We start from the raw sequence: 24867 nt of genomic DNA, 5'->3' as shown, positions 1-24867 counted from the left end.
CAAGGCTACGATTTGTCAAATAAGATCACCCCCATCCCGAAATTCCGTGGTCAAGCCCATAGGTATCTACACAAGTGCCTGTAATTGAACGCCACGTCATCCTGAGCGCAGCGAAGGATCTCCGGGATTAGCACGGTGCCACATTCAAGAGATCCTTCGCTGCACTCAGGATGACGTAGTGTTGAGACCAGGAGGGACATGACCTATTACCAAATAAGTGTAGCCATGATGTAGCGCAGCGTAATCAAGGTTTCATTTTAAAATCAACTATTGTGAATCGCTTTCTTTAACCGTTTCCATATTTCATCAATCCAATCCAGGTGTTCAGCTTTCATTAGCGCCGAGCGTAATAAGGTAACATGGTTATCCTTCCACTCCACTTGCTTCCAGTAAGGTTCTAACACCACTTTTGGTATCTTTGTCAGAGCTAAATGTAAATCTAATTTTGCGCTTTGCTCAAAAATTTTTTGACTCAGTGCAGAGATTTCTTTGCTAGTTGCCGCTCGTGGTGCCCAGACAAGGACGTCTAATTCAGGGGGCATTGCTACTAAGAACTCAGCATCATTGGCTAGCCTGTTATATAGCAAAATAGCGGCTTGTCGGGATTTTTCCAGACCTAAGGCAAATTCTCCGCCTCTTACCAGGGGTAATAACTGATGTGTTGCCCATAAGGCCACGGCAGCAGCCCCAGGCCTTGAACATTCTAAGCTAATTTCGCCAAGATGCAGTTCAGACGAACTGAAATAGGTATAGGGTGATTCATGTTTATAAAATTGCCCTACTGAGGCATCCTTAAATAAAACAGACCCACAACCATAAGGTTGTAATCCATGTTTATGCGGATCGACCACAATCGAATCAACTTCTAGGAGATGGTCAAAATTCTTTCTCGCTGATTCGGATAAATTATTACAGAGTGTAAAATAACCACCATAGGCGCAATCTGCATGGATACGAAAAGCATAGCTCGATCTAAGTCTCAGAATTTCAGCTAGGGGATCGATAGCCCCTATACTCGTAGTTCCAAGCGTAACAACAACTGTTCCGACATTTCCCATTTTTAATTTGTTTTCAAGATCTACCAGATCCATTTGTCCCTTAGAGTTCACCGCTACAGATTCATAGGGAATTTGCAGAACTGAACAGAGGCGATTATGGGTATAGTGTGCCTGGGAAGAGGCTAGAATTTTTTTCCCAGGATTAAGTTGTCTTGCTATCCATAATGCCTCCAGATTAGCTACTGTTCCCCCACTACAAAGATGGCCTAAATGGGTTCCCCAGCCAAACATCTGCGCCAATTGGGAGACCGCTTCTCTTTCCATGTGTGAACTGGCTCTGCCACCATCCAAGGCATGGTTATTCGGGTTTATCCATAAGGCGATCGTGTAAGCTAAACGAGCGATAGGATGCGGTGGTTTAAGCATTTGGCCAGCATAGAGAGGATGGGGATAGGGAAAATTATCGTGCAATTTATTAGCCACTTTCAGCAACACATCTCGCATTGCAGCTAGATTGATTTGTTGTTCGGCGCTCGGTAAATGATCAAACCCAGAGTCAAGAGAATTAAGAATTTCTGACAGGAGTAATAGCGATTTTTTTTCTAGCATGCTGTATCCCTTTTACAAAACCCTATTAAATCTTATCACGCTTTTTTCTAATGAATGACGTGGTTTTCAACAGTTCTCACTAATAGTAAAGACTACCGTATTTCCTACGGTACTCACCAAAAATAGATTAGATAAAATACAAACCGTTTTCATTATTATTTTACAGAATGACCAAATATAAATCGAAAATTAATATAGATGGAAAAGAGTTCAACCTAGCATTGAACATCGGCGTGGAAAAATCCACCTATCCCCTGACACAGAGTAAAGTATTGGTTGCTCCAAGTGTCGAATTTCAATCCTTATCAGGTCCAGAAGACATGGACCTATTTATTGTTTTAGATGTCAGTGGAAGTATGGGAGCTGGCGAAGGCTCTGCTAAACACACTGCACAAGTTATTTTTAAACCCACTCAACTAGTGAATATTAACAAGGCAGATATTTATTCCAAGCTTGACCGAATAGCCCAAGAGAGCGGTGGCGGTACTTCGCTGACAAAGGCAACGAATATTATTGGCTCAGCAGAGCTACCCTTCAAAGGCAATCAAGACTTAAAAAATACCTTTGTCCTATTTATAACTGACGGTCAAGACAATAATTTCGATGCAGAAGTAGCGCTTGAGGGATTAAAAAGCCGAGCAGGTGGCAAGTCCTATGTGTCTATTATCCCCTTTAGACTTCACATTTACAGATATTAATGATCCGGCGCTTTGTATGATGCAATTTTTTTCACAATCTCAAATAGGTAATGTTGTTTTGATACCCCTAGGCTTAGAGAACGCTGCCGTGAAACATTTCGCTGGGTTAGACTCCCAAGAGCTGGTGGATTCAGAGATGAGTTATACCTACTAGAACTACCTCAAAGTCGTTCTGTCTCTTGTGCACAATTCAGGGAAAAGTCAGTATTAGGTCATTCACACTTCGTCATTGCGAGCAAAGCGAAACAATCCAGGGTTCGAACCACGGCACTTGGATTGCTTGACTGCGTTCGCAATGACGGCTGTTCTTTGAGAGGAACTCAACACGCACAGCTATTCCAAATGAGAATAAAGCATTCCGATTTTTCATACATCGCTAAGAAATCTTTAATACATGGCTTCTAAAATAAGGTCGCCTTTTAGGCTGGAGTTCTAGCAATGACTGGAACCTAATAATTGACGTTAACAAATAGAGGCAAGTTAATAATGCAACATTTTATTCTATGGGGTTATAACATTGAAGATGGCCTTGGTGATTTTAAGCACCTTATCGATTTTTTCAAATTCACTAAGGCGCAGCTTTCGTCTAGTACTCAAGAATCAAAATTAAAAGCCTTTGCATTCGTAAATACCAAACAACTTCCAGCTATAAAAAATTTAACTACCTTATTAGATAATGAGGATGATTGTTATTTTTATGAAGGCGCCCCCTTTGATCGGGATAGATTTGAACACTGTTCTCTATTCGTATATGCACACCAAGATGAGCACTTCCTATCATTTCATCAGGTTATTTTAGATTTAGGGATTCAAGATTATTTTGCAAGCGCCAATTTTTTATTAAATATTTCAACGCCTATTGATGAAACAATTAATAACCCCTTAGCCCTTGTACCTCATACCTGTCATGTTCATTCATTAGCCGAATATGGCAATCTTAAAAATGAGTATTTCGACGCGCCCCTATTCAAAGGCTATACTGCCGCCGCCATGGGTGTTGGGACAAATATGGTGGGTATTAAGTTTAATGAGGCATCTTTCCCTGAAACACTAAGGCCAGACCATGACGAGTTGCTAGCTTCCCTATTACAGGCTAGCGATAATAAAGGCGCTAAATTTGATAGGCAAGCCTATTTAGACAATCAAATACTCAGCTTTTCTTATTTTAAAACACAAGCAATAACAACGCTGTTTACTCTTTTTAGCCTTTCTCTTTGCGAAAGAAAAGATATAACAAATCTTGATATGGTAATAAAGCCGAATACTTTCGATGCCTCATTGTTAGATTTGTGTAAAAAAAGATTTACACAAATTGAATTTGTTAAACTTAATACTGAGAATAAAGTTGCAAGCAAACTCATAACCCAACATCCAAGCAGTAGTCATGACGCTATGAAACGCTTACGACTTATCGATATCAATACGCTAACCCAACCACTTAAATTATTATTATTGCCACTTTCTAGCTTAAGAGGCGGCTGTGGCGATAACTCCTATTCCGAGCTTATGATTCCAAGTGAGTTAAACCCCAATTTAGGTTTTCCATTATTTGAAATACCTGGCTATAAATTGACATTTTTCTATTATTTATTACAAAACCTACAAGAAAATTTCCCTGATTCACACCTACTCTTACAAAGGTATCTTCATCTCTTAGTAGAAATTTCATTTTTGGATTATAAGGTTATCAATCAAGCTAATTTGCTTGCATTAAACGAGTTGATGACTAGGCCTGAGCTCTATAATGAAATTTTATGTTCCTGGCAGACTGTAAAAGTCTATTTGTTTGAAAACTATAATGTTCATGATTATTTTCAAAAGACCATCCAAGCTATATTAGCAGGCGACCCATCTAATCTATCAAGCCAGACACCTACTCGTCTTGCTCATAGTGCATTACCATCAAGCCCAATAAGTCCCTATCAACAATGGATGCTGCAAAAATTGAAACCGCTTTGTCTTGATGAAAATCTTCACAAGATGTTACAACTAATAAAGTTTAGAAAAGAACTCAGTGAGGATGAATTTCTCAAAGTAGGGAACTATTTAGATAAAAATGGCTGGCTTAGGCAAGGTTCAGCACAAATTATTAGCTTACTTAACCCTCCCCTATTGCCAACTGATCGCTTGCCTAATATCCATGGATTTTTTAGTGATTCGAAAGATCCCCATGCTTTATTGCTCCAAGAGATTAATTCCTTATTTAAATCACCTTCGGAGAGCATTAAAAATCTTATTCAGCAAATTGAAGGAAAAAACTATTCCCTTGCCCTGCGTAATGCCTGTAATCGTGGCGAATTCCAAGTCATACAGCTACTGATGAAGTATCAAGCTCAATTAAATATAAATATTAATGAACCCTCAAAGAATGGAAATACTGCGCTGGATTGGCTAAATGCTTTTCAGGGTAATGGGCCGGAAAAACAAAAGGCTATCGAGTTATTACAGGAGAGTGGTGCTCTTTGTAAACTAGCAAAAAATGAGGAGCAGTCTAGTAACTCTTTATAAACTCAAATTAATAATTCTCACAAGGTTCTGTCATCCAGTGCAACCTGGTTTCTGGAAGGAACCACTGCCATTTATGGATTTTATAACCGTTCGCGCTGAGGTCTACCCTAGGTATCTACACAAATGAAACCTTGATTACACTGCGCTCTGAGTGATCCTGACATTTTTTCAATCAAATGATTGTTTAAATGTCTATATGGGCATTAATCAGTTACTTTGACTTATATGTGTGTCGTTCCCGCGTAGGCGGGAAACCATTTCTCAAAGTGGTTCCTCACTTTGTTTGCACGATGGTTTCCCGCCTACGCGGGAATGACACACAAAAGAACAGAAAGAACTTATATGGCACATGCTTTCTGTTTAAAAAAATGCCAGGATTCCTCAGAGCGCAGCGTAATCAAGGTTTCATTTAAATTCACTACTCTGGGATTTCGCTTTGCTAATGAAATCAAAAAGCTAAACCATTCATTGCCCTCTGCTCTTCACGCTGAGCTTCCTTTTCCAACGGTAATAAAAAATCAGCCATATAGATAATACGCCTTGCTAAAGAACCCTTAGGATTTAGCAAATCGATTTGACTCAGGCGTGCTAACAATTCTTCCAAGCTTTTATACCTACTTTGTAAAATAAGAGACACCTCATCAACGTGATGCCTGTTCCAGTGCCCTGTGAAAAACCGTTTTATTGCTGAATCCGATTTAGTGTAATCCTTCAGAATAGCCTGGGCCTTAAGTAAGGGGAAACTTGAGTATGAAGAAACCTGCCGATAGTCTTTAAGTGCCTTGAGTTGCTCAAACCAATCAACAATAGGAGCATGCCCATTTTCTCTTGCAAGTTGCTTATAGTTATCAACATTGAGTGCCTCGGGTGTTCTGGAGGCAACTGCAGACACAATTGCCTTAACCTGCTCTAACCTACCCTCGGACAAGACCTGTTCTAATTGCGGAGTCCAATTGGATACCAATCTAAATCGTTTAGAATGACAAATGAAATTTACAGCAGATGACTTATTTAACTCTACGGCCTTTTGAAAGGACCACGTCCAAAGCTCAGGATCAGCTCTACAAAATTCTTGAAGCGTTTCATATTGTTCATTATCTATTAAATCAGCTAAAAATCGTATGTTCTCTTCAGAAGACAGGGTGTATTTCTTAGCAAGTTTTACAATAAATTTGTTTTGTTTCTGCGGTAATGCAAACTCAAAAACTGTTGCTATAAGGCCCGGTTTTTCTTTAAGTTGAGGCGAGTCAATCAAGATAGAAGCCATACCAAACTGCCCTGTGACTGCGCATTCATAGAGAGCAACTTCGACTTGATCTGCTGTTAAGGCTAGTTGACCCTTTAGTTGAAGAAGTGTGGATAGCCCCGCCTTATTTTTGTCATCTACATAACCTTCAAAAATACCGCCTACCTCAGTACCCACAAGCTGCTTAACGTCTACAGCCCTTGTCAGCGCCTCTCTAAGCTGTGACTCAGGCTCCTGTTGCTCTATAGCTAAGAGCTTAATCAGAACATCATTATCTAAGTCTTGCGCAGAACGATCGCATAAGAGCTTGATAATTTCAAAAAATTTACCTCCTGCTGCAAGCCTAAATATTTCCCCCACCGTGGTCGAATCAGGTAGTAAATCTGCGCGAAAATTATCGTAAATGAACGTCAGCATTTCATGATTTGATTCGGGGACAATAATTTCAGTAATTGCTTCTGCCACTGCTTCTCTAGTAAGTGCACCAGGTCCAGTAATTTTACTCAGATAGAGAGCAAACTCAGGCCAGGATTTGTTAGCCACTACAACACGAAAAACTTCTACTAAATCTGCGGCAGTGACCTCTGGTTCGCCTTTTATCTCAAGCAATAATGTTATGCCGGGTAAATTCGCATTATCCATATAATGCTGCACAGCCTTCCAAATCATCTTTCTGGTAAAGTAATTGGAATATAATTGAATAAACCGCTCTTGTTCTTCCCAGGTATACTTCTGTAAAACAACTATCCAGCCATCCAAAAGCCCATCGAAGCTTGGTCCTGCAACTTGAATTAATTCATCAATACATTTCCAATGTTTATTCTCAATAGCGAGCATTAAGGCTTTATCGATTAGCTCTGCATCGGCATGAAAAGGACTCTGAGGACCACATAACTGGGAAAGTGCTTGTCCGAACCCTTTTTTAGCAGCCTCTAAGATTAATGTAGAATGCGTTTTTGGTCTTAGACTGAGTAGCTCGTGTTGACTCAACAAAAATTCAAAGATAAGCAAGGTATCTTTGTTTAATGATTCGGTGTAAAGCTCCCTAAGCTGGCCTTCATTTAATTTCGAAATGACTTGTGGTCTAACAAGAAGCTTGAGCATTACCAGGTTTTTAGCCTTAATTGCAGACATTAGAACCTTGAAATACACCTCATCGTCAAAGGGATCCAACTCTAGCTGATTCATTAGCTCTTGGGTTAAACCAAGATTATTATGCTTTACGGCTTCTTCGAGTATTGAAGTCCCTTCAAGTATTCGCCAAGAAACAAGGAACCAATGGCGGTTTGTTTGCGTGAGTACCTTAATTATTTGCTCTCTAAGTGGTGGGATATCCAGTTTGAATAAAACTCTAATCAGGACTTGTTGACAGTTATACAACTCCTTGTCTTGGGATAAATCAAACAAAATGAGGAGAAGCTCATCCAGAACTAGCTCGTAGTTTCGCAGGCTAAATCGCTTACTAATAATGAATTCTTCTAAACTAGGCTCATTATCTTCTGTTTTATCAAAACGTCGAGCCAACCCCCTTTTTTTCTCTACTTCACGCCAACCGTCTTTTAATTTTTGATAATCAGAACTATCAACGGTTTCCCCTGAAAGCAAATTAGATGAGAAAGCCTCCCAATTATTTTCAAAATCAAGCACAATGTTGGTTATAAAATCAACAGTGCTTTGGCTATGGTTTACCTCCATATCAGAATCAGAATCTTCCTCAACAGTGTCTTCCGCAACGTCTTCAACACCATCAGCCTCGCTCTCACTACTCTCCTCTGTGCTAATAATTTGTTTATATTCACGTGAAAGGGCTTTTTCATATTCATGATTAAACACCTCAGGAGGGGCTTGATAGTACAAAGCCACTAATTGACGAAAAAGGTAATGTATATGGTAGGGTAATTCGTTTACTTTGGCCCACTGTAGTAAAAAAAAGAGGAGTCTAAATTTATTAATGGGATCGACAGCATCTAGGCTAATAAATTCTTGTATGTAAAGTATAAACGCGTCTAGAGTAAATACCTCCTCCATCTCCTTAGAGCATAATAAATAGAACATCAGCCATTGCTTATTTGTTACTAAATGTCTTAACAAGGCTTCACGAGAGACTAATTCGGCGAGTGTTTCTAGACGACGCTCAAGCGCTCCTTCACTATGAGAATTTAATAATAATCGTATCAGCTCAGGCAAGGCTTCAAAGGCAATCCCCTCCAGATTCAAAGCTGCTTGCAAAACCCCATCGTCTTGCCCTTGATGATCATGACAGTTTTGAAAGGCGCGATAGAGAAAGGACATCCCAAATAGATCATAGAGATGCATAAATAAATCTGAGTCGTAATCTGCTGTAAAATCTGGACTGGATATCGGAAGAGTTTCAAATTCTTTATCAACATCTACTTCCGCTTTGAGGTTATATTTTTTAAAGGTAGGATCGTCGACTCTGATAGCGCTTGCTAAGTTAACTAACATCTCTGCTTCAGGTCGCTCTGCCAAGCAGTCATAAAAGTCTTTAATGGGATTTTCTGTTTCCGTCACAAGATGCAAGTTATGCAAAAAAAATTTTTGCAAGACGCCACTTTTTAGAATGGTAGATTCACAGACCCCTCGCCTACGTAGCCAGATAATACATGCAGCAAGCGAGTTAATATCCGTGTAGTCCATATATAAAATCAGGGACAAAGGGTTTTTCAGCTCGGCCAGTTTTTCTGTCATTTGACCGATATAATCATCGATTTTGCGAATCTCAGAGGTAGCTTTTCTTTCTTCCTCAAAGGATTGAATTATAAACGTGCCATTGGGATTGATTTGCTGTAATTGCAACTCGGTTCTGTAGAAACTAATTGCTTCATCAGGCTTAGAATCCAGGTAATTTTTAAACAAAGAGCCTATTTTTTGCTTGGATCTGTGCTGATGTATCTTAGAATTGTTTAAGGAGGGATAAAGGTCAATAAGCCAATGGATAGACGATTTATAAACATTAAAGGCTTCGTTTCTCTCACTGAGTTGCTGTAAAAACTTACTAATATCGCTGAGAAGCTCCTCTGGTTGAGGGGCTTCTGAGGAAAGATTGGCTTGTATTTCCGCCTGCAGTAAGGGGATTTCTTTATGAGGAAGATCTAGCTCGGAATTAAGAGGGAATGGTTCACCATTTTTGTCAAACCAACGAAATAGCTTAAGTAAATCCGCTAAGGTCATTCTTGTAGTCACTAAGGAAAGCTAAAAAGACAATCATTGTACATTATGTTTTTCAAAGTGCTCAATATAGCTGCGGCACTGGTTTTTCTAATTATTTAAGTCCTTTTATTTATAGTGACGTTATACAAAAAAAATCAATAACTCATCAACGGGTTAAAATTTCCTGTAAAACCAGAGCCTGGTTATGCTCAGTATCTTTAGCGCTATAAAACAAAGTAACTGGTGATTTCATCGCCATTTTTTTTATTTCGTTAACCAGTTCCTGTTTATCAGCCAACTCATCAACATAGCGTTCTTTAAATTCAGGCCATTTATCAGGCTCATGATGAAACCATTTTCTTAACTCAGTGCTTGGTGCGATTTCCTTAAGCCAGCTATCAAAGGGAATGCTCTCTTTTTTAATACCACGCGGCCATAATCTATCAATAAGAAGCCATAGCCCTTCTTTATGTGCGGGGGGATTGTATACTCTGGCAATTCTTATATCTGGTTTGTTCATGCTTATTATTCCTTTTGTTTTACTTGATACCGCACGAGGCCCCGAATTCCCGCGGCTTGGCCGCGTGCTCTGTTTTGCACCACCAGCAGCCCCCGCGGTCGATGCCATACAAGTGTCTGTAGTAGGTCAGACCCTCCTTGTCTCAGCACTACGTCATCCTGAGCGCAGCGAAGGATCTCCTGAATGTGGCACCGTGCTAATCCCGGAGATCCTTCGTTGCGCTCAGGATGACGGGGCGTTAGGGGGACTGGACTGACCTATGCACCGAATTCCCTCGGCTTACCGCGGATCTAAACCTTCAACTTAGGTAATATTTAATTAAGTATTAGGTGCTAATATTAGAAATAATAGATTGAAAATTAAGCTTTAAGTACAAGACAGCTGTCTATACTAAACTTAATAACGCGTTGCCATAGTGAGGTTTATCATGGCTATTAAACTGCGTAATGTTGATAGTATCAATCGAGCAATTCAAGCAGAGCATAAATCTTGGGTTAGTGAAAATGCTCCTTCTACGCTTGACCGTTCAAAAATAACAGAAAATCAATATAGTATCCTTGATTATCCCGAGCTCTGGTCAGGTGCTCGACTTTTTGAAACTAAGATTGAAAAAGCTGGCAAAGGCAGTCCTGCCAATGAGCAAATAGAAGAACTGATTAAAAAAGCCAAAAAAGAAAATAAGAAAGATCCTGAGAAACTCAAAGAAATTGATGCCTTTGAGAAGAAATATACAAAATATCTAAATTCATTAAAAGAACGCTGTTTACTACAAACTATCAAACAAATCTTAGATGAAGAACTTGCTGCGCCCAAAGATCCAAAGGCTAAAGACGAATTCATGCGAATTCAAAAGGATTTTAACGAAACCCTAAACACCTCTTCCCTGCTGAATATGCAGACCCGCCAGGATTGTCTTGTTGCCCATCGAAAAATTACCGAACTATCATATAGCCTGAAAAATAAGGTAGGCGAAGACCAACATGAAAAGGTTGAGCTGCTCTCTGTTCTATCTAAACGCCTCCTTGATGTGCACTATGAGGGCGCAAAAAAAATGACAATGACCGAGGCTATCAGTGGAGATCTTGCCTCTACTACCTCCTTTATTGGCTTAGCAACAGGGATTCCGGCGGCAATTTTGGCGATTATAGGGATTGCTGTTCCTGTGCTAGCCCCTGTATTACTTCCTATCTCAGGTATTTTAGGTAGTATCAGCTTCATTTCTTATACGGCGACCGCCGTTTCTGCTGTGAAAATGGCTAATGAAGCAATTAAATATGGTCGTGGCCCAAGTCCTGGGGATGTTAAATGGATGGTTATTGATATTGTTTTATCACCTTTGTACATTTTTGGTGGACAAATTTTTGCAGGCATAGCGAATCTGGTACGCCCACTGAAACATGGTTTCTTTGTTGCTAATCTAATTGGAAATTTATGGAACAATGCTGGCTCCAACGTTTTTCCAGATATTATCGATACAGCTGAAGTGGGCAAGGACATGCTTAGTGTAGGTTCAATCCATACAGCCAAAGGCATGCTAAAAAATACTCAGTCTGCTACCTCATGGAATAAAATGAGAGGTGCTCTGGCCGCTCATCATGATGATGCTCATGAAAAAGTTTCTCAGGTCAAAGAAGAAATTAGTCGCTTAAATAAAAGCAAACCTCGCCCTTCTCTGAGTAAAGAGCAAAACGGGGATTATCAAGAATTAAAAGAACTGGCTATACAGATTGCTGATAAGCCACTAATGAAAGAGATTGAATTAGCCTTGGCAGACTATTTTAAATTGCAAGACAACTTAGATCATGAAAAATTTGTTACACCAGAAAAGTATGAACGAGAGATCTATAGTCTTGATCAGGCACTAGATAAGGTTGAGCGTGCTTGTGAGCAATTTAATAAGGCACATAAGGATGGACCACTTCATGAGCTCAGCAAGAAGATTCATGATCTAACAACTAAGATGGATGTGCACCATATTGATAACTATATTGAGTTTAATAATTCCATCTCCCAAAACAGTGTAACTGCTTTAAATGGCCGAGATTTCGCCTATACAATAGTTAATAAAGATGGCAAGGCAAATAGCTCACTTGCTGTGACTAAAAGTTTTCATGCTCATATTCTTTTGTGGAAAAATGGTTTCATAGGCACTGGAACGTCTAAAGAAGCGCAAAATATTATTGATGCTGTTGGTGACTATGAACAACTAAAACCCGATGAAAGAGCGGATAAAAGAGTCGACACCTTGCTTCAGATTCAACATCATTGCAATAGATACTTGACTGTTTATGAAGGTGACAAATCTAAAGGGCGTTATAACTATGTAGATAATCTCGCCAGAAATGTTCAGAAAGAATTGGCTGTTTTATTAGATTTTGTAAGTTCAGCGGAAAAGGCTGAGCAGGCAATACCAGTGTTGGTGGGTTTTAAAGCGCCTTAATCAAGGATGAAATCATGCATCTTGAAGTTACTTGGGTATACTATACTCAGACTGATTCTTAATTAAAAATCCACGTGTTAAGATCGTTTGCTTGGAATAAATCGTTGAGTGCTGAAATGCCTTTTAAACTTTTAAATCAATGGATTGCAGAAGAAAAAGATGCTGGTGCCCCCAATCCACAACATGCGGTTCTGGCGACCGCCTCACTAAAGGCTGTGCCGAATAGCCGAGTTATTGCTATTCGGGAAATTAGCGCACATGATTTAGTCTTTTTTACACAAAAGGGAACCAGGAAGGTAAGCGAATTAACTGATAATCCTCAGGCCTCCCTAACCTTTTGGTTTGAACTATTGCAACGGGAAGTCATGCTTGAAGGCCAGGTTAAATTATTATCAGAGGTGGAAACGAGCGATTATTGGCTTAGCTATCCGCATTCAGCCCAGCTCAGGTTTGCTGCTTATGCGCCTACTTCTATGCAAGTGATCAGTTCAAAACAAATTTTAGAAGATAAAAAAATAGCCATAGAAACTGAGTATATGAATAAAAAACTACCCTTAAACCCCTATTATTGTGGTTTTCGCTTCCTTCCTAAGCGATTTGTTTTTTATGCTTTTCGCCTTGATGAACTATCTGATGTTAACGAGTACTACCTAAATGATTATCAATGGAACATGAGAGTTCTATCTCCATGAGCCAGGGAATTAACAGGAGATTGTAAATGACCGATTTAAAGGACAAGATTATTTTAATTACAGGCGCCTCGAGTGGTATAGGGCAAGCCTGTTCACGGCTTTTCGCCAAACAGGGTGCAAAACTTATTCTTTGCGCACGCAGACAAGAACGTATAGAACAGCTTGCCAAAGATTTAGAGGAAACACATGGTACCCAATCCATCCCCCTCATTTTAGATGTACGCGATAAGGCTCAGGTTCACTCAGTTTTAGGTAAGTTGCCTGAGGGCTGGCAAAACGTTGACATCCTAATCAATAATGCCGGGCTTGCCCTTGCCAGTGATCCTATACAACAGGGTTCTATAGATAACTGGGATACTATGATTGATACCAATCTCAAAGGATTGCTCTATGTCACCCGCACTATTTTGCCAGGCATGCTAAGCCGCGATCGGGGTTATATTATTAATATTGGCTCGATTGCCGGACAAGAGGCCTATACAAACGGTAATGTTTATTGTGCTACCAAACATGCTGTTCGGGCGCTAACAAAATCGCTGCGCTTGGATTTGCTAGGTAGTGCAATTAGAGTAACGGAAATAGCGCCTGGCGCAGTCGAAACAGAGTTCAGCGAAGTGCGTTGGAATGATAAAGACAAGGCGAAGGCTTTTTACGAAGACTTTAATCCCTTGTTTGCAGAGGACATTGCTGATGCGGCGTTGTATTGTTTAACCAGACCACAACATGTTGATATTGCCGAAATGACAATAATGCCCACTGCGCAAGCGGCTGCAGCACACATATATCGCTCGGGTAAGCGACTACAATAATTCTCGGCTGAATTATCACCGCCGCGCTATTCTGACTTATTGAATTCCTCTACTTCGCTCCAAATCCCCGCGGCTTGACTGCGGGGTATATCGAGCTTTACTACAGCCAGATCCCACGGTCAAGGCCATAGGTATCTACACAAATATCTAAAAGCCCGTAGCAGTGAATTTTAAATGAAACCTTGATGCAGCGTAATCAAGGTTTTCCTTTCTGTTAAGGCTTTTAGACATTTGTGTAGATACCTATGGGTCAAGCCACGGGAATTCGAGTTTTCTTGGGATTGCCTGGTTTTGTCCCGAACAAAGCTGCGACTTCCCTCACTAATGCAAGAAATATTTTCCTTAGTTTCTATAGTTGTCACAGCGAAACATAATAAACCATTTTGTTTTATATTTGACTAATCATCACTATTGAAAAGTCAATAAGAATCTTAAAAATTAGTTAAGTTTACATTGAGATAATTAATGAAATTGCAGGAGTTACTGCGATTGAATTAGAGCTATCACTTTGACTCTAAGAGACTGGCATAAAAACCTTGTGTTGGTTTATATCTTATCAATAAAATGGAGTAGTAAATGTCAAAATTTAAAGTTGCTATTGTAGCAAATGTAGTTGAAGAGCCGGTTTATGAATGTTTTCTAGCTACGGCTGAAGTGGATGATCAAGAGGATAGTTATAGTTACTATGCAATGCAGAATACTATTGAACAACATTTTCAAATGGATTATTACAAATTAACAGCTTCATTATTAGGTCTCGCATTAGTAAAAGAAATTGAGTTGGATGCTGATATAGAACCAAAATATGAGGACTTGACAAATTATAAGCTCGAACAACTCCTTTCTGAAGATGAAGATATAAGACAAGAGCTTGGGCTTCAGGGCAAGACAGTTGTGGATGTTACACAAGTTGAAGATGGGTTAATTATAATGGCTATGGATAACGGATATTTAGCGAAATTGGAGGAGTATAGAGCAAGAGCTACAGCAAGCTCTATTTCTTCAACAGAAACTAATCAAGAACCTAGAGAGGAAAGTCGATTGGCTATGTAGCAGGTCGTCAAAGATCCCGCGGTTAAGCCCTGAGGGTTCCTCACAAAAAATAGAGATAAGAGCTGATTTATCCTAATTTAAAAAAGAATGCCTACGTACCGCGCTTTATGCGCGGTATCCAGGCTACATCTATTCACACAACAATCCCAAGCAAACCATGGAAAGGCTTCAAGATCAAAGCCGGTAACTTGCCTCAGTTGTTGACTCAGCAATAGACTCTTCTAATTCCCTTTTTTCCCTAATCTTCCGAAACTTGTCTGATAATTGAGTTATCTGACTTTCGGCTCGCACCATATTCTCACATAAGACATGAGTGGTTCGAGAGCGCGGTGTTTGATGATTACTCTTCCTCTTGATTTTATTTTCTTGCAATAAAGTCTCATAAGCGAGATTTAACGTTGCTATTCCTTTGCTATGTTGATTAAGCATGACTTGCTTCCACGCCTCAGAAGGCATAGTTTCCAGCAACGAGACAATATCAGCATCGATGTTAGCCTTCGCAATGGCGCCTGAGGATTTAAACCAGCGCTGTCGATCACTCTCACTACATCGTTGGAGATACTGCATTTCTAGTTCCTGTTCTTCTGCTACAAGCACCAAAAGGTCAAAATCATTCATTATTTTTCCGAGGTTGGGAAACTTATCAATAAAGTCTTTTCTAGCTCTAATATCTTTGAGGTACTTCCTGCCAGCAGCAGAGGTTTGCATATATTGAGTCCAGTTAGCTGCTGTTTTCTTGAGAAAATAGAATTTAATTGAGGCTTCCAATGACTCTCTTTCTTCTTCACTCATTTCTGGATGGCTATTGATAAAAACAGTCAGTGCACTGATCAAATGATTAAAAAATGCAGGGCAATAATAGGTACTATCAGGATAGCGATCCAATGCACCCATGAGCGTCGACTGTTTCCTAGATAAAATAATATGGCCAATGGGTAAGCCATTATCAAATCGTTGCAACATGGATGCCCCATATTTTACTAATACAGCCAAACAATCCTGCATGGGGCTGCTCGATTTATCCAAGCCGATACAGGCGTGAACGGACGAAGGAAAAGCAAGATCCTTAACTTTTACAGGTCTTTTAAGTAGAGATTTATCACCGTATTGCAGGACAAACTCTAATAGAGGCGCTTTTCTTAAGTGCAAGGCTAATTCCATATATTGGTCGGATAACAAATAGTGAAACATCGTCATTGTTGCGGCCGCTTCAAAATATCCCAGCAGTAGAGCTCTCTTATACACCTGCTCACCAAAAATCCTCATGTCCTGATAAAACTGATGCAACCTTGCCAAGGTATTTCCTCTAGCTAAAAGAGCTAAGGAATTTAACTTAGCAAACAAATAGGTAAACTGCTGAGCCTGCTCCTCTGGTTTTGCAACTTTCAGATTAGCAAAACGCAAGGATAAATCTTCGAGCGCCTGCTCATCTAACTGCCGCCCTTTCTTTGGTTTTATAGGTGCCTGAGAGAAAAAAGACAGGGATTGATGATCAGCTGAAGAGGAAGAGGAAGAGGAAGAGGAAGGAGAGGACATTGATATAGGTTCTTCCTGAATAGGCTCTAGCGGAGATAGGTCGGTTTTTATGCTCCCCAATAAGCGCTCTATAAATTTCTGAATAGCCCAATAATTAGAATGCCTGACCAAAGGGTCGAGCTCTTGAAGCACCTCACAAATCTCTGCAAGCTTTGTCGGATAATGTGGACATCGCGGGTCCTTTGATAGCTCAGCTGCCTCTTGCTCTAAGCGCTGATAGGCCTCGCAAAGCGATGATACCTTGTGATTAAACCTGGCTCGTATAATGCTCATTACTGGCTTACAGACTGATTCTACCAGTGGGAACATTTCTTCATCTCTACATGGCAACTTTGTTGGTTCATGACTAATGGTGTCAGTAGAAGAACTAACCACCGAACTCTTAACCGGAGTGTAAGAACTGTGAATTATCAGATCCTCTTCGTTAAAATAAAGATGCGCCTTCCATGTATGGCCGTGCTCATCCATAAACATCCCGGTATAGTGATATTGACTCAGGAATGGATTTGATTCACTTTCACTCGCATAAACACTGATATGATGAGCTAGTAACTTCAAGGGTGTGCTATCTATTTCCGGTAGAGAGATTCGAAGATAAGGAACCTGTTTTCTATTGCTATCCTGTTCAATTCGAATGCTACGTTCCGCCGCTTCTTGTTTAAAGCTAAGGAGAAACTGATACAAGGTATTTTTTGCCACAATGACCACTAAAAGATTAAATATTGCACGGAAAATATCACTTTTAAATATTATGAGCAAATAAAGATCTTTTTATACCTGGGTTTACAACTGATTTTACGAGCTCTCTTGCTGAACCTTAGTTGCTTTGAAACCTACAAAGATAACTTATTGTTATTAAATGGTTATATTTGTATGTCAACTCTTAATTTATACATTATTTCTTTCCTATCTCTTACGAAGATATCAGGCTTTTTTTCTATTTTTTTAATATTATCTATTAATAATTACCCCTCAAGTCAGAGAATTGTCATCTTGAACAACCGTGAGGTTTTATGAATGCCTAAACGCTTGTTTGACTGAGTTTAGTTTATCTATGCCACTTATCATAAAGCCACCTCTTAATATCATCGAGGATATAGGCTAAATTAATGGCCTGTCTTGGTCACGCACTCTTCCCGCAAGCTCAGGGTACAACCTAATATTCTTAGATTTTCTCTGCTCATAATACTCTTTTAATAATCACTTTGTATAATTGTTATTATTATTAGCTATAGATTGAGTGGATTTATGCAAAAGAAAACTGATTCTTCAATAGATCTTCAATACCAAAATGCAGTTCATTCTTTGGTGCATTCTTTTAGAAAAAACAAGATAGCCAATGTCGTATCTAGTGCAGGAAACTTTGAATTAGTTAATCGAACTACTTTGGAATGGCATAAAAATGCCGTTTACAAACTTCGTTGTGAACTCGGTGAATTGGCTGATCTGATGGATTCCACAAATGAAGATAGCAATGACTATAAGGAACTTCTAAAAAGAAAGACGGCACTTAGAGCTGAGATACAGGCTTTAAAGCCTCAGGATAGATCTACACCAGGATTTGTATTCGCCAGTGGTGGATGTAAACGAATATATTCAACTACTGCGGGTGATGTCATTGCCCTACCTAATTTAGATAATTTTATTGACGCTTACTCAGCAAGAACTAATTTCAATTTTGTCTATGATAACTGGCAACGAGTTGTGGCAGATGAAATGCAAATGACAACAGCCCTAGCCGGGCTTGGTTTAGAGACACAAACACTAAGAGAAGTCACTCTTAGCCATGAAGGTCATCAGCTATCAGCCTTAGTGATGCCAAGTTTCCAAAAATTGGCTATAGAAGGTATTCAAGCACGGGATAAAAAAAATGAAGATTGCTTTGGCAGCTCTATGCTATTTGCTCGTCTTGACAATGTGACTGATGAAAAGCATTTAAAGGGACTAATCAAGAAACCTTGTGATGATATTATTCAGCTTTTAACCCATGGCATTATCCTTCCAAGTGATTCCTTTAATCTTGTAATTAAAGATAGTGCTGATACACCGGAGCATGATCGAGCTGCACCACAGTTATACTCAGATCTTAACCAAAGGGTATCCCTGTTTTTTTATGACTTTAGCGATAAAGAGTCTAGTCTAAGGCCTAGAGTCGAGTGGAAATTTGCCAATGACAGCTTTGCTGATGAAACTAAATTAAGAGGCTATGCCAATGAGTACCTGGAAAGTGCAATCCAGGCAATTGCCGCAGCTCTAACTCCCGTTGAAATCGATGCAATCTGCAAAGATTTAGGGGTAACACCTTCAAAACTTACCGTAGATAGGCTGATAAAAACACAATTTAGCCCTTTAAAAGAAGAACTTGTTGAACATATTGTTTCGCAAACTCGAGCACAATTAAGCTCTCGGTTTGCTCATGAGACGATCGATCTTGAGGTGCCAGTGATCTCAACTGAAAAACTGGCTAGAAAAACCGAGACACTGAGTAAGATAGGTCTATTTAAAGAACCAACTCTGACACCTATTAGTGAAGAGAAGATTGACAGCAAAGTCGATGGGGCTAAGATTATAGTTTCCTAGACTCTGGCAAAGAATTATCATTGGGCTCATGTTGAATCCAGTCAGTTAAAAACTTTATAAAAGAGTCAGGCATAAGTTTCAATGAATTGCTTTCCTCAAGCCCCTTCCCGAAACTAGCATTATGAATTGAAAAGACACTGGCCTCAGAAAAGTCATCGGCTGCCATACAGCATGTTAAAGCAGCTTTGACCATAACTGGGACTAGATCCTCTTTGCCCTGAGCCCTAAGCCACTGTGCATAATTATAATAGGTCTCTGCTAGCATTAGATAAGCATAGCTTCCATATAGTTCAAGGATTGATTTACAATTTTTAATCATATCCCCAAAATAAGCTGCTGTTTCGGCTGAAGAAAATACATTGCTTTCAATTTGTTGGTTAAGATAGGCATGATAGCGTTGGATGGCATGCACTGATTTGTATTGTATGGCCTCTTGAAGAAATAGCCGTTCATCAAGTGAAAAATCTTTCTTCGACTTTATTAGCTCAAGTTGAGAATAATAAAAAAACAACTCCCCTCTCAGCAAATCAAAGCAATCGGAGTCGTGTGTATTAAATGATATGGGTTTTTCACTATTAATTGATATTAAATTACCAAGTATCTGATATTGTTCATTCCAGCAATCGTTGTATTGTTCTTGTCTGCAAATTTCTTCAAATTTTTTAGATGCTTTGGCAATTTTTACAATAAAATTTAAATCACAATCTACTTTAAATTTTTTTAAATAATCCTTTTCACTATAGAAACCACTATTGACCCGTGTAATGAAAAGATAGTCGGCACTATTGAGCTTTAATAAATTATCAAGCGTAAAAATCCGATTGAATTGATACATAGGCTCAAATCCATTTTCTTATAAGCCGGGCCGACAAGCCTAGCCTACGATGGTTCAAAGTTAAAGCACGTGATGATATAGGATCGTTAACTTCAATACAAATATAAAACAGCTTTTCCCAATGAACCTGAAACATTTTGTATTCGCATGGAGCGGATATTGAGAATGCTACAGAATCTGCTTTTAAGTGGTTTCAAAAACACCTAGTGGAATGTTCTGCAAGCAAAGAACTTGATCGCTTTCAATGACAGTATTTCCTAACTCAAAGTGTGACGGAGGTATCATATTTAATGCGAGTTAAACAAAAATTACTTCTGAAGGACTTAATGTTAGGAATATTAACAAAAACCCGCCGAATGAATTCATTATAGGCAGAAATATCCTCAACATGGACCATTAATAAATAGTCGACTTCTCCAGAAATAAAGTAACATTGTTTAACCTCCTCACACTCATTCATCTTGCGTTCAAAATTAGCTAAGAAATCATCCCCCTGCTTTTCTAAAGAAACGCTAACAAAACAAATCAGATGTTGCTTTACTTTAAAAGGATCAACCAGAGACACGTCATGTGAAATTACTCCTTGCTCCCTTAGCCTGCGTACTCGCCGTAAACAAGGGGGAGGAGATAAATTTATCAGAGCTGCTAATTCCAAATTAGTTACCTGATTGTTCTTTTGTAAGATGTTAAGAATTTTTTTATCTGTACTATCCAACAGTGTACCTTCAGCGCTTTCAATTTGGTTTCCATTCTTTGTCTTATGCGAATTCTTTTTCATATATTGCTCAAAAAATTAAAATTTAAGAAATCCATGAAATTATAACAAACAAAATTAGAAATTTCTTTTTGATTTTAAAATGCTAGCATTTTCACTCGGTTAAAAATCTGGTGAGAATAAAATTGAAGAAGAAAACCAACCTGGAAGAAAATTATCCTCAACATAAATTGGTAATCATTGGCGGCGGCATTGTTGCAGCGATTGAAGCATACTTTGCTTATCTCGACGCAAAGGATAAAAATACACCTATCCGAGTCATAATTTATGAAAAAAATAAAGCTCTGTCGGAAACCACAACTAGCCACTTGGTACCCAGTTTAACGCCTGATGAAATATTTGTAGTCCCCAGAGGCCAAGAACTTGTCAAGTTATTACAAAGTAACGAGATCTGCGTTGATGATGAAGAAGGAATATACAAGTCAGAGGTGGCAGAGCAATTTATAAAAAAACTAAAAGAATATAGTACTGATGAGGAAGGCCATCAGATACGTACAAAAACCCTGCTCGAACTTGGAAAAATGAGCATGAAACTATGGCAGCACATCTATGATAATGCTGACAGTAAATTAAAAGCTATTTTAGAGGAATCGAATTTTAACCCTTGCCGTGAATCCAAAACAGTGGAAGGAACTTTACATGATGGATATCGGATTGACCTTATTTACAAAGATCCGAATGCTAAACGTAAAGCAAGTACCATGATAAGTAATTATCAAGAGCTAGGTTATATAAACAGCAAGGTACTATCTCCAAAAGAAGTGATGGAAAAAGACCTCTTCCTTACCGATTTTTGTAAAGCAAATTCAACTATTGGGGAACACCAATGGAAGGAAGATGTTATTGCACTATGGCGCCCAGGTGGATGTATTGATACTCAAGTATTTTTACCAAAGTTTTATGCCTATCTTAGCGATGTAATGGGTAGGTACACCAATCAACATGGTGAGCTTAAACCTTGTTTCCATTTGAAATTTGATAGAAATGTTACAGGAGTAACCTATAGTTCTCCTAATACAATATCTGGTGTCTTATTTTTTGATAGGCCTGCGAAGGCCCATAAACACCAATATGATAGAGAAGAGTACGTTTTTTGCCCAGGAGAATCTGTAGGTACCTTAAAGAAACTTGGATTTGATGAACCCGCTTATTCTGGTTTTGCTGGTGTTTCTCTAAAACTTAATATTAGGGTTAATGAAAAAATTCTAAGTAAGTATAAACAATTTAATCACTATATGGAGATCCATCAAGAAGGGCTGACGCTTGCTTGGCAAGGAAGAGTTATAGACAACATGATTTTTATCGGAGCAGCAGGTGCAAAATCCTTCTCTAGTGATCAGAAACCGCATAAGGATCAAGCCTTTGCAAGAAACAATAATTTATTACAACTTAATGTGATGAATGAGATCTTGCCTCAAATCATTTCTATCGCATTGGGCAGAAATACTGAAGGACAGCAGTTAACAGCCGAAGATCTGATCCAACTAGAGCAAAATGGCATTGCTGAACGTTGGGTTGGCATACGTGCTGTAGCGTTTGATGGGTATCCAACTATCGGGGCGATATCCAACTCAAATGGACTAATTTCTAATGCACGGTGCACAACCCATCTCGGTTCTTGCGGTGCATCATTTGCTCCTGCTGCAGTTCATGTAAGTCGCAGCATATTTAGTCAGCAAGCTGATATAGAAGATTTAACCAACGAAGTATTAAGCTTTGGAAAAACCATGCGCTGAGTTTCCAAGGAACCTATCAGCTAACTTATGCATCCCTGAAATACAATTAATTTGTCTGAGCCTCTGGGCTCGGCCATAGGAGTAAATAAAGTGATTGATAAAACAAATCTACGAAACGAAGTAAACCGCATTCTAGATCAAATGATTACAAGATTTTACGAGGTTGCCCCTCTAGGAAAATATCAAAAGGATTCGGAACAAATCAATTTAGACTATTTTGTGAGACATACGATTGAAACAGTTTTACGCATACGACATAAACGTTTGATAGACGCTCTCGTTATTCACTATTTTGCGAAGCATCAGCCCAAACTAGCAAAATATTGGGCTAGGTATACAGAAGATGAAATGCTTCATGGTCATATGTTCGCACGGGATTTACAAAAATTAGCTGGCATCAACCTGGACGATATCTATACGAAATATACCCCGTTTTTCTCTACCAAACTTTTAAACGGCTATTTTCACTATACCTTAGAACATGAAGGCCCTATGGCTGCTATTGCTAGCGCTTACTTTCTGGAATATACCACGGGTATGACTCAACCTGTCTGGCTAGATAATTTGGAAAAGGTTTTTGGGAAAGAAAATCTCAAAGGAGCCAGAAGTCACGTGAATCATGATATCAAAGAAAGCCATAACGATCTTGTCTGGGAAGTTCTTCAAGCCCTTATTGAAAACGAAGAGGACAAACTAGTTTTGTTCCAGCACCTACACCATATCTATGGTCTTTTTTTAGCCTATTTCCAGGAATTATTTCATTGTACATTTGGCAAAAACACCATCTGTGAATTTGAGAAAGTAACCAATATTGCAGTTAATGAATCAAATAATATTAAATCTATGCAAAGGAATGGGATATGAACAGTGATATTGCATTATTTAATCCTATGTATACAGAGAGAAAAACGCTGTCTTTGACAAGTGATACTATGGAATCAATTGCAAAAACCATCTCAGGATATAGTGATCCCGGGATGATTTCCTTCAGTAAAATCAAAACAACTGAAGAGTTTGAGCTTTTGGGACGCTTTAGACTGAAAAACTACTCACTAAAAAGAACATACATGGTCGCGGAACTTGATAAGAAAGGCTTAGATTATCTTGATAAGAGCTCAACAAGTTACGCTGCCTGGTTCGAAGGTGAAATGGTCGCTACAGTAAGGCTTACGCCTGCACCGTTCGAGAGCCCTCAACTTTTTGATTCAGACATACTTAGAGATTTTCTTGGCAATAACTATGATTTGCGCTACCTGGAATGGTCGCGCCTCCTCATTAAACATCACTCAACATCATTACAACTTCTTCCCGCCCTCATCACATACGCGGGTTTATTTACTTTAGCTTCGAGCCCCTATCAGCAATACTTTGGTTATTGTACACCTACTGCTAAAAAGCTGTTTTCACGCTTTCTCATTGTGAACTGCCATCATCCTTTCACTATTCAGCGTCGTAGAGGGAATATCTATCAATTGATAAAAGGAAATTTTTTAGAGGATTTTCTGAATCTAACGAACCATGGTTTCAATTTTGAAATAGCGAATAGTTAACGAATTTATAGAGACAACCTAGGAGAATAAATGATAACTTCCCCATATCCTTGGCATTATACTTTGCGCTGGCCACTCTATTATAATTGGCCAAGTACTCGTAATCATACGCAACTTCAATCAGCTCCTGATAGATTCCAATTTGTTGACCCAAAACCAGATGATCTTAATTTACTTTATTGTGGTGATATTATGGTTCAGCCCGGTGATCAAATTCCTGAATTGCATACCGAACTCTCTAATCTAATTCAGTCTGCCGATCTATTCATAGGAAACTGTGAATCGCCTCTCAGTACTGATGATTTAAATCCAAAAGCCAGATATAAATTTAACTTCAAGATGCCACAAGCTTATCTTAGAGGCATCATGGAACAAACCAGCTTGCCAACTAGTCAATGGTTACTTTCCATAGCCAACAATCATTCTGGAGATCAGGGTTATCTTGCTTATTTGAAAACCTATGAACTATTGAAAGACATGGGCATTAAGCCGCTGGGACGATATGAGCCAAATAAAGCACCTGTTCATATTATAAAAATTAAAGAGATGAATATAGGTTTTACTGCTTGGACTGAATGGATGAATTGCGAGGTTTTTCCCTCACATGATCTCGGTACGCTTCGAAGTGAGCACATCAAATATTATGACTGGGAACAATTCAAATCATCTACCAAGATTGATTATCTATTTGGTATCCCACACTGGGAATTTGAATTTCAGCATTTTCCATGTCATATGACCAGAAAATCGGCAAAAAATTTGATCGATAAATTAGGTATAGATTTTCTGGTAGGTACCCATACCCACATATTGCAACCGATAGAATGGTTTAGTCATGGAATTTGTGCTTATAATCTTGGTAATTTTTGTGGGCTTGGTCATGCCTGGCCAGTGAAGTTAATTTCTCTATTAGAAGTTAGACTCAGGCCAGATAAGCTACGTGCAAAGCTGGTAAGTTATAAAATGCATTACTTCTTCCAGTATCATAACAAAAATAAAGTAAGCATCATCCCCCTTCATCTGGCTCCCAAACAAATGAGAGAAAAGCTGATGCAACGGATTAATCTAATCTTTCAAAATCATACCCCTGTACTTGGACTAAGTTCTTAAA

At 39.0% G+C, this 24867-nt stretch carries 17 protein-coding genes; 11 read left to right on the top strand and 6 right to left on the bottom strand.

Annotation, left to right across the window (positions count from 1 at the left end):
* Positions 1 to 263: 263 nt before the first annotated feature.
* A complete protein-coding gene (locus BN1094_RS13330) occupies positions 264 to 1607 on the bottom strand; it encodes a pyridoxal phosphate-dependent decarboxylase family protein (RefSeq protein WP_044011586.1) in 1344 nt (447 codons plus the stop codon).
* 167 nt (positions 1608 to 1774) lie between these two features.
* Between BN1094_RS13330 and BN1094_RS13325 the strand changes: the two genes are divergently transcribed.
* Both BN1094_RS13325 and BN1094_RS13320 read left to right on the top strand, forming a co-directional pair.
* Positions 1775 to 2305: a vWA domain-containing protein gene (locus BN1094_RS13325; RefSeq protein WP_044011585.1), complete on the top strand. Its 531-nt coding sequence runs from the start codon at positions 1775 to 1777 to the stop codon at positions 2303 to 2305.
* A gap of 486 nt (positions 2306 to 2791) precedes the next feature.
* Positions 2792 to 4813 carry a hypothetical protein gene (locus tag BN1094_RS13320; RefSeq protein ID WP_044011584.1) on the top strand — a complete coding sequence of 674 codons (2022 nt, stop codon included), beginning with the start codon at positions 2792 to 2794 and terminating at the stop codon, positions 4811 to 4813.
* A 448-nt stretch (positions 4814 to 5261) separates the two neighbouring features.
* Here the strand turns inward: BN1094_RS13320 and BN1094_RS13315 are convergent, their stop codons facing one another.
* Positions 5262 to 9263 (bottom strand): DUF5617 domain-containing protein, encoded by a 4002-nt coding sequence (locus BN1094_RS13315; RefSeq protein ID WP_141650484.1) that lies wholly within the window; start codon positions 9261 to 9263, stop codon positions 5262 to 5264.
* A gap of 133 nt (positions 9264 to 9396) precedes the next feature.
* Complete coding sequence (locus BN1094_RS13310; RefSeq protein ID WP_044011582.1) at positions 9397 to 9750, bottom strand: DUF488 domain-containing protein; 354 nt, start codon at positions 9748 to 9750, stop codon at positions 9397 to 9399.
* A gap of 427 nt (positions 9751 to 10177) precedes the next feature.
* Here BN1094_RS13310 and BN1094_RS13300 point away from each other — a divergent pair, with 427 nt between their 5' ends.
* The 4 genes from BN1094_RS13300 (at position 10178) to BN1094_RS13285 (ending at position 14744) form a co-directional block, all read left to right on the top strand.
* Positions 10178 to 12190 carry a hypothetical protein gene (locus BN1094_RS13300; protein WP_052403294.1) on the top strand — a complete coding sequence of 671 codons (2013 nt, stop codon included), beginning with the start codon at positions 10178 to 10180 and terminating at the stop codon, positions 12188 to 12190.
* 116 nt (positions 12191 to 12306) lie between these two features.
* Positions 12307 to 12882, top strand: a complete 576-nt coding sequence (locus BN1094_RS13295; protein ID WP_044011885.1) for a pyridoxine/pyridoxamine 5'-phosphate oxidase — start codon at positions 12307 to 12309, stop codon at positions 12880 to 12882.
* Between the two features lie 26 nt (positions 12883 to 12908).
* Positions 12909 to 13691, top strand: coding sequence for an SDR family oxidoreductase (locus BN1094_RS13290; RefSeq protein WP_044011580.1), 783 nt, complete (start codon positions 12909 to 12911; stop codon positions 13689 to 13691).
* A 576-nt stretch (positions 13692 to 14267) separates the two neighbouring features.
* Positions 14268 to 14744 (top strand): hypothetical protein, encoded by a 477-nt coding sequence (locus tag BN1094_RS13285; RefSeq protein WP_044011579.1) that lies wholly within the window; start codon positions 14268 to 14270, stop codon positions 14742 to 14744.
* Between the two features lie 174 nt (positions 14745 to 14918).
* Here the strand turns inward: BN1094_RS13285 and BN1094_RS13280 are convergent, their stop codons facing one another.
* The gene (locus tag BN1094_RS13280; RefSeq protein ID WP_043874926.1) at positions 14919 to 17039 is read right to left on the bottom strand and encodes a hypothetical protein; all 2121 of its coding nucleotides are present in this window, start codon (positions 17037 to 17039) and stop codon (positions 14919 to 14921) included.
* A gap of 489 nt (positions 17040 to 17528) precedes the next feature.
* Here BN1094_RS13280 and BN1094_RS13275 point away from each other — a divergent pair, with 489 nt between their 5' ends.
* On the top strand, positions 17529 to 18860 hold the full coding sequence (locus BN1094_RS13275) for a hypothetical protein (RefSeq protein WP_043874925.1): 1332 nt from the start codon (positions 17529 to 17531) through the stop codon (positions 18858 to 18860).
* On the opposite strand, the gene BN1094_RS13270 is transcribed toward BN1094_RS13275, so the two are convergent.
* A complete protein-coding gene (locus BN1094_RS13270) occupies positions 18847 to 19695 on the bottom strand; it encodes a DUF5630 domain-containing protein (protein ID WP_043874924.1) in 849 nt (282 codons plus the stop codon). The genes BN1094_RS13275 and BN1094_RS13270 overlap by 14 nt on opposite strands.
* Positions 19696 to 19957: 262 nt before the next feature.
* Complete coding sequence (locus BN1094_RS13265) at positions 19958 to 20473, bottom strand: Lrp/AsnC family transcriptional regulator (RefSeq protein ID WP_043874923.1); 516 nt, start codon at positions 20471 to 20473, stop codon at positions 19958 to 19960.
* Positions 20474 to 20595: 122 nt separating this feature from the next.
* On the opposite strand from BN1094_RS13265, the gene BN1094_RS13260 reads away from it, so the two are divergent.
* The 4 genes from BN1094_RS13260 to BN1094_RS13245 all read left to right on the top strand — a co-directional run bounded on the left by BN1094_RS13260 (position 20596) and on the right by BN1094_RS13245 (position 24866).
* Entirely contained in the window at positions 20596 to 22206 is a 1611-nt protein-coding gene (locus BN1094_RS13260) for an FAD-dependent oxidoreductase (protein ID WP_043874922.1), read from the top strand.
* Positions 22207 to 22296: 90 nt separating this feature from the next.
* Positions 22297 to 23070, top strand: coding sequence for a hypothetical protein (locus BN1094_RS13255; RefSeq protein ID WP_043874921.1), 774 nt, complete (start codon positions 22297 to 22299; stop codon positions 23068 to 23070).
* Complete coding sequence (locus BN1094_RS13250) at positions 23067 to 23756, top strand: hypothetical protein (RefSeq protein ID WP_043874920.1); 690 nt, start codon at positions 23067 to 23069, stop codon at positions 23754 to 23756. Before BN1094_RS13255 ends, BN1094_RS13250 begins: the two co-directional genes overlap by 4 nt.
* 30 nt (positions 23757 to 23786) lie before the next feature.
* On the top strand, positions 23787 to 24866 hold the full coding sequence (locus BN1094_RS13245) for a CapA family protein (RefSeq protein ID WP_043874919.1): 1080 nt from the start codon (positions 23787 to 23789) through the stop codon (positions 24864 to 24866).
* Position 24867: the final 1 nt, after the last annotated feature.

The organism is Legionella massiliensis, from assembly GCF_000756815.1.
GTDB classification, from domain to species: Bacteria; Pseudomonadota; Gammaproteobacteria; order Legionellales; family Legionellaceae; genus Tatlockia; species Tatlockia massiliensis.
Note: the sequence above shows the minus strand (reverse complement) of the source record. Positions and strands in the feature narration are given on the sequence as shown.

Excerpts from the sequence above, each read along its gene's own strand:
- BN1094_RS13265 (WP_043874923.1), bottom strand. The coding sequence starts at position 20,473 with ATGAAAAAGAATTCGCATAAGACAAAGAATGGAAACCAAATTGAAAGC.
- BN1094_RS13290 (WP_044011580.1), top strand. The coding sequence starts at position 12,909 with ATGACCGATTTAAAGGACAAGATTATTTTAATTACAGGCGCCTCGAGT.
- BN1094_RS13330 (WP_044011586.1), bottom strand. The coding sequence starts at position 1,607 with ATGCTAGAAAAAAAATCGCTATTACTCCTGTCAGAAATTCTTAATTCT.
- BN1094_RS13285 (WP_044011579.1), top strand. The coding sequence starts at position 14,268 with ATGTCAAAATTTAAAGTTGCTATTGTAGCAAATGTAGTTGAAGAGCCG.
- BN1094_RS13245 (WP_043874919.1), top strand. The coding sequence starts at position 23,787 with ATGATAACTTCCCCATATCCTTGGCATTATACTTTGCGCTGGCCACTC.
- BN1094_RS13250 (WP_043874920.1), top strand. The coding sequence starts at position 23,067 with ATGAACAGTGATATTGCATTATTTAATCCTATGTATACAGAGAGAAAA.
- BN1094_RS13325 (WP_044011585.1), top strand. The coding sequence starts at position 1,775 with ATGACCAAATATAAATCGAAAATTAATATAGATGGAAAAGAGTTCAAC.
- BN1094_RS13270 (WP_043874924.1), bottom strand. The coding sequence starts at position 19,695 with ATGTATCAATTCAATCGGATTTTTACGCTTGATAATTTATTAAAGCTC.
- BN1094_RS13275 (WP_043874925.1), top strand. The coding sequence starts at position 17,529 with ATGCAAAAGAAAACTGATTCTTCAATAGATCTTCAATACCAAAATGCA.
- BN1094_RS13320 (WP_044011584.1), top strand. The coding sequence starts at position 2,792 with ATGCAACATTTTATTCTATGGGGTTATAACATTGAAGATGGCCTTGGT.
- BN1094_RS13295 (WP_044011885.1), top strand. The coding sequence starts at position 12,307 with ATGCCTTTTAAACTTTTAAATCAATGGATTGCAGAAGAAAAAGATGCT.
- BN1094_RS13310 (WP_044011582.1), bottom strand. The coding sequence starts at position 9,750 with ATGAACAAACCAGATATAAGAATTGCCAGAGTATACAATCCCCCCGCA.
- BN1094_RS13300 (WP_052403294.1), top strand. The coding sequence starts at position 10,178 with ATGGCTATTAAACTGCGTAATGTTGATAGTATCAATCGAGCAATTCAA.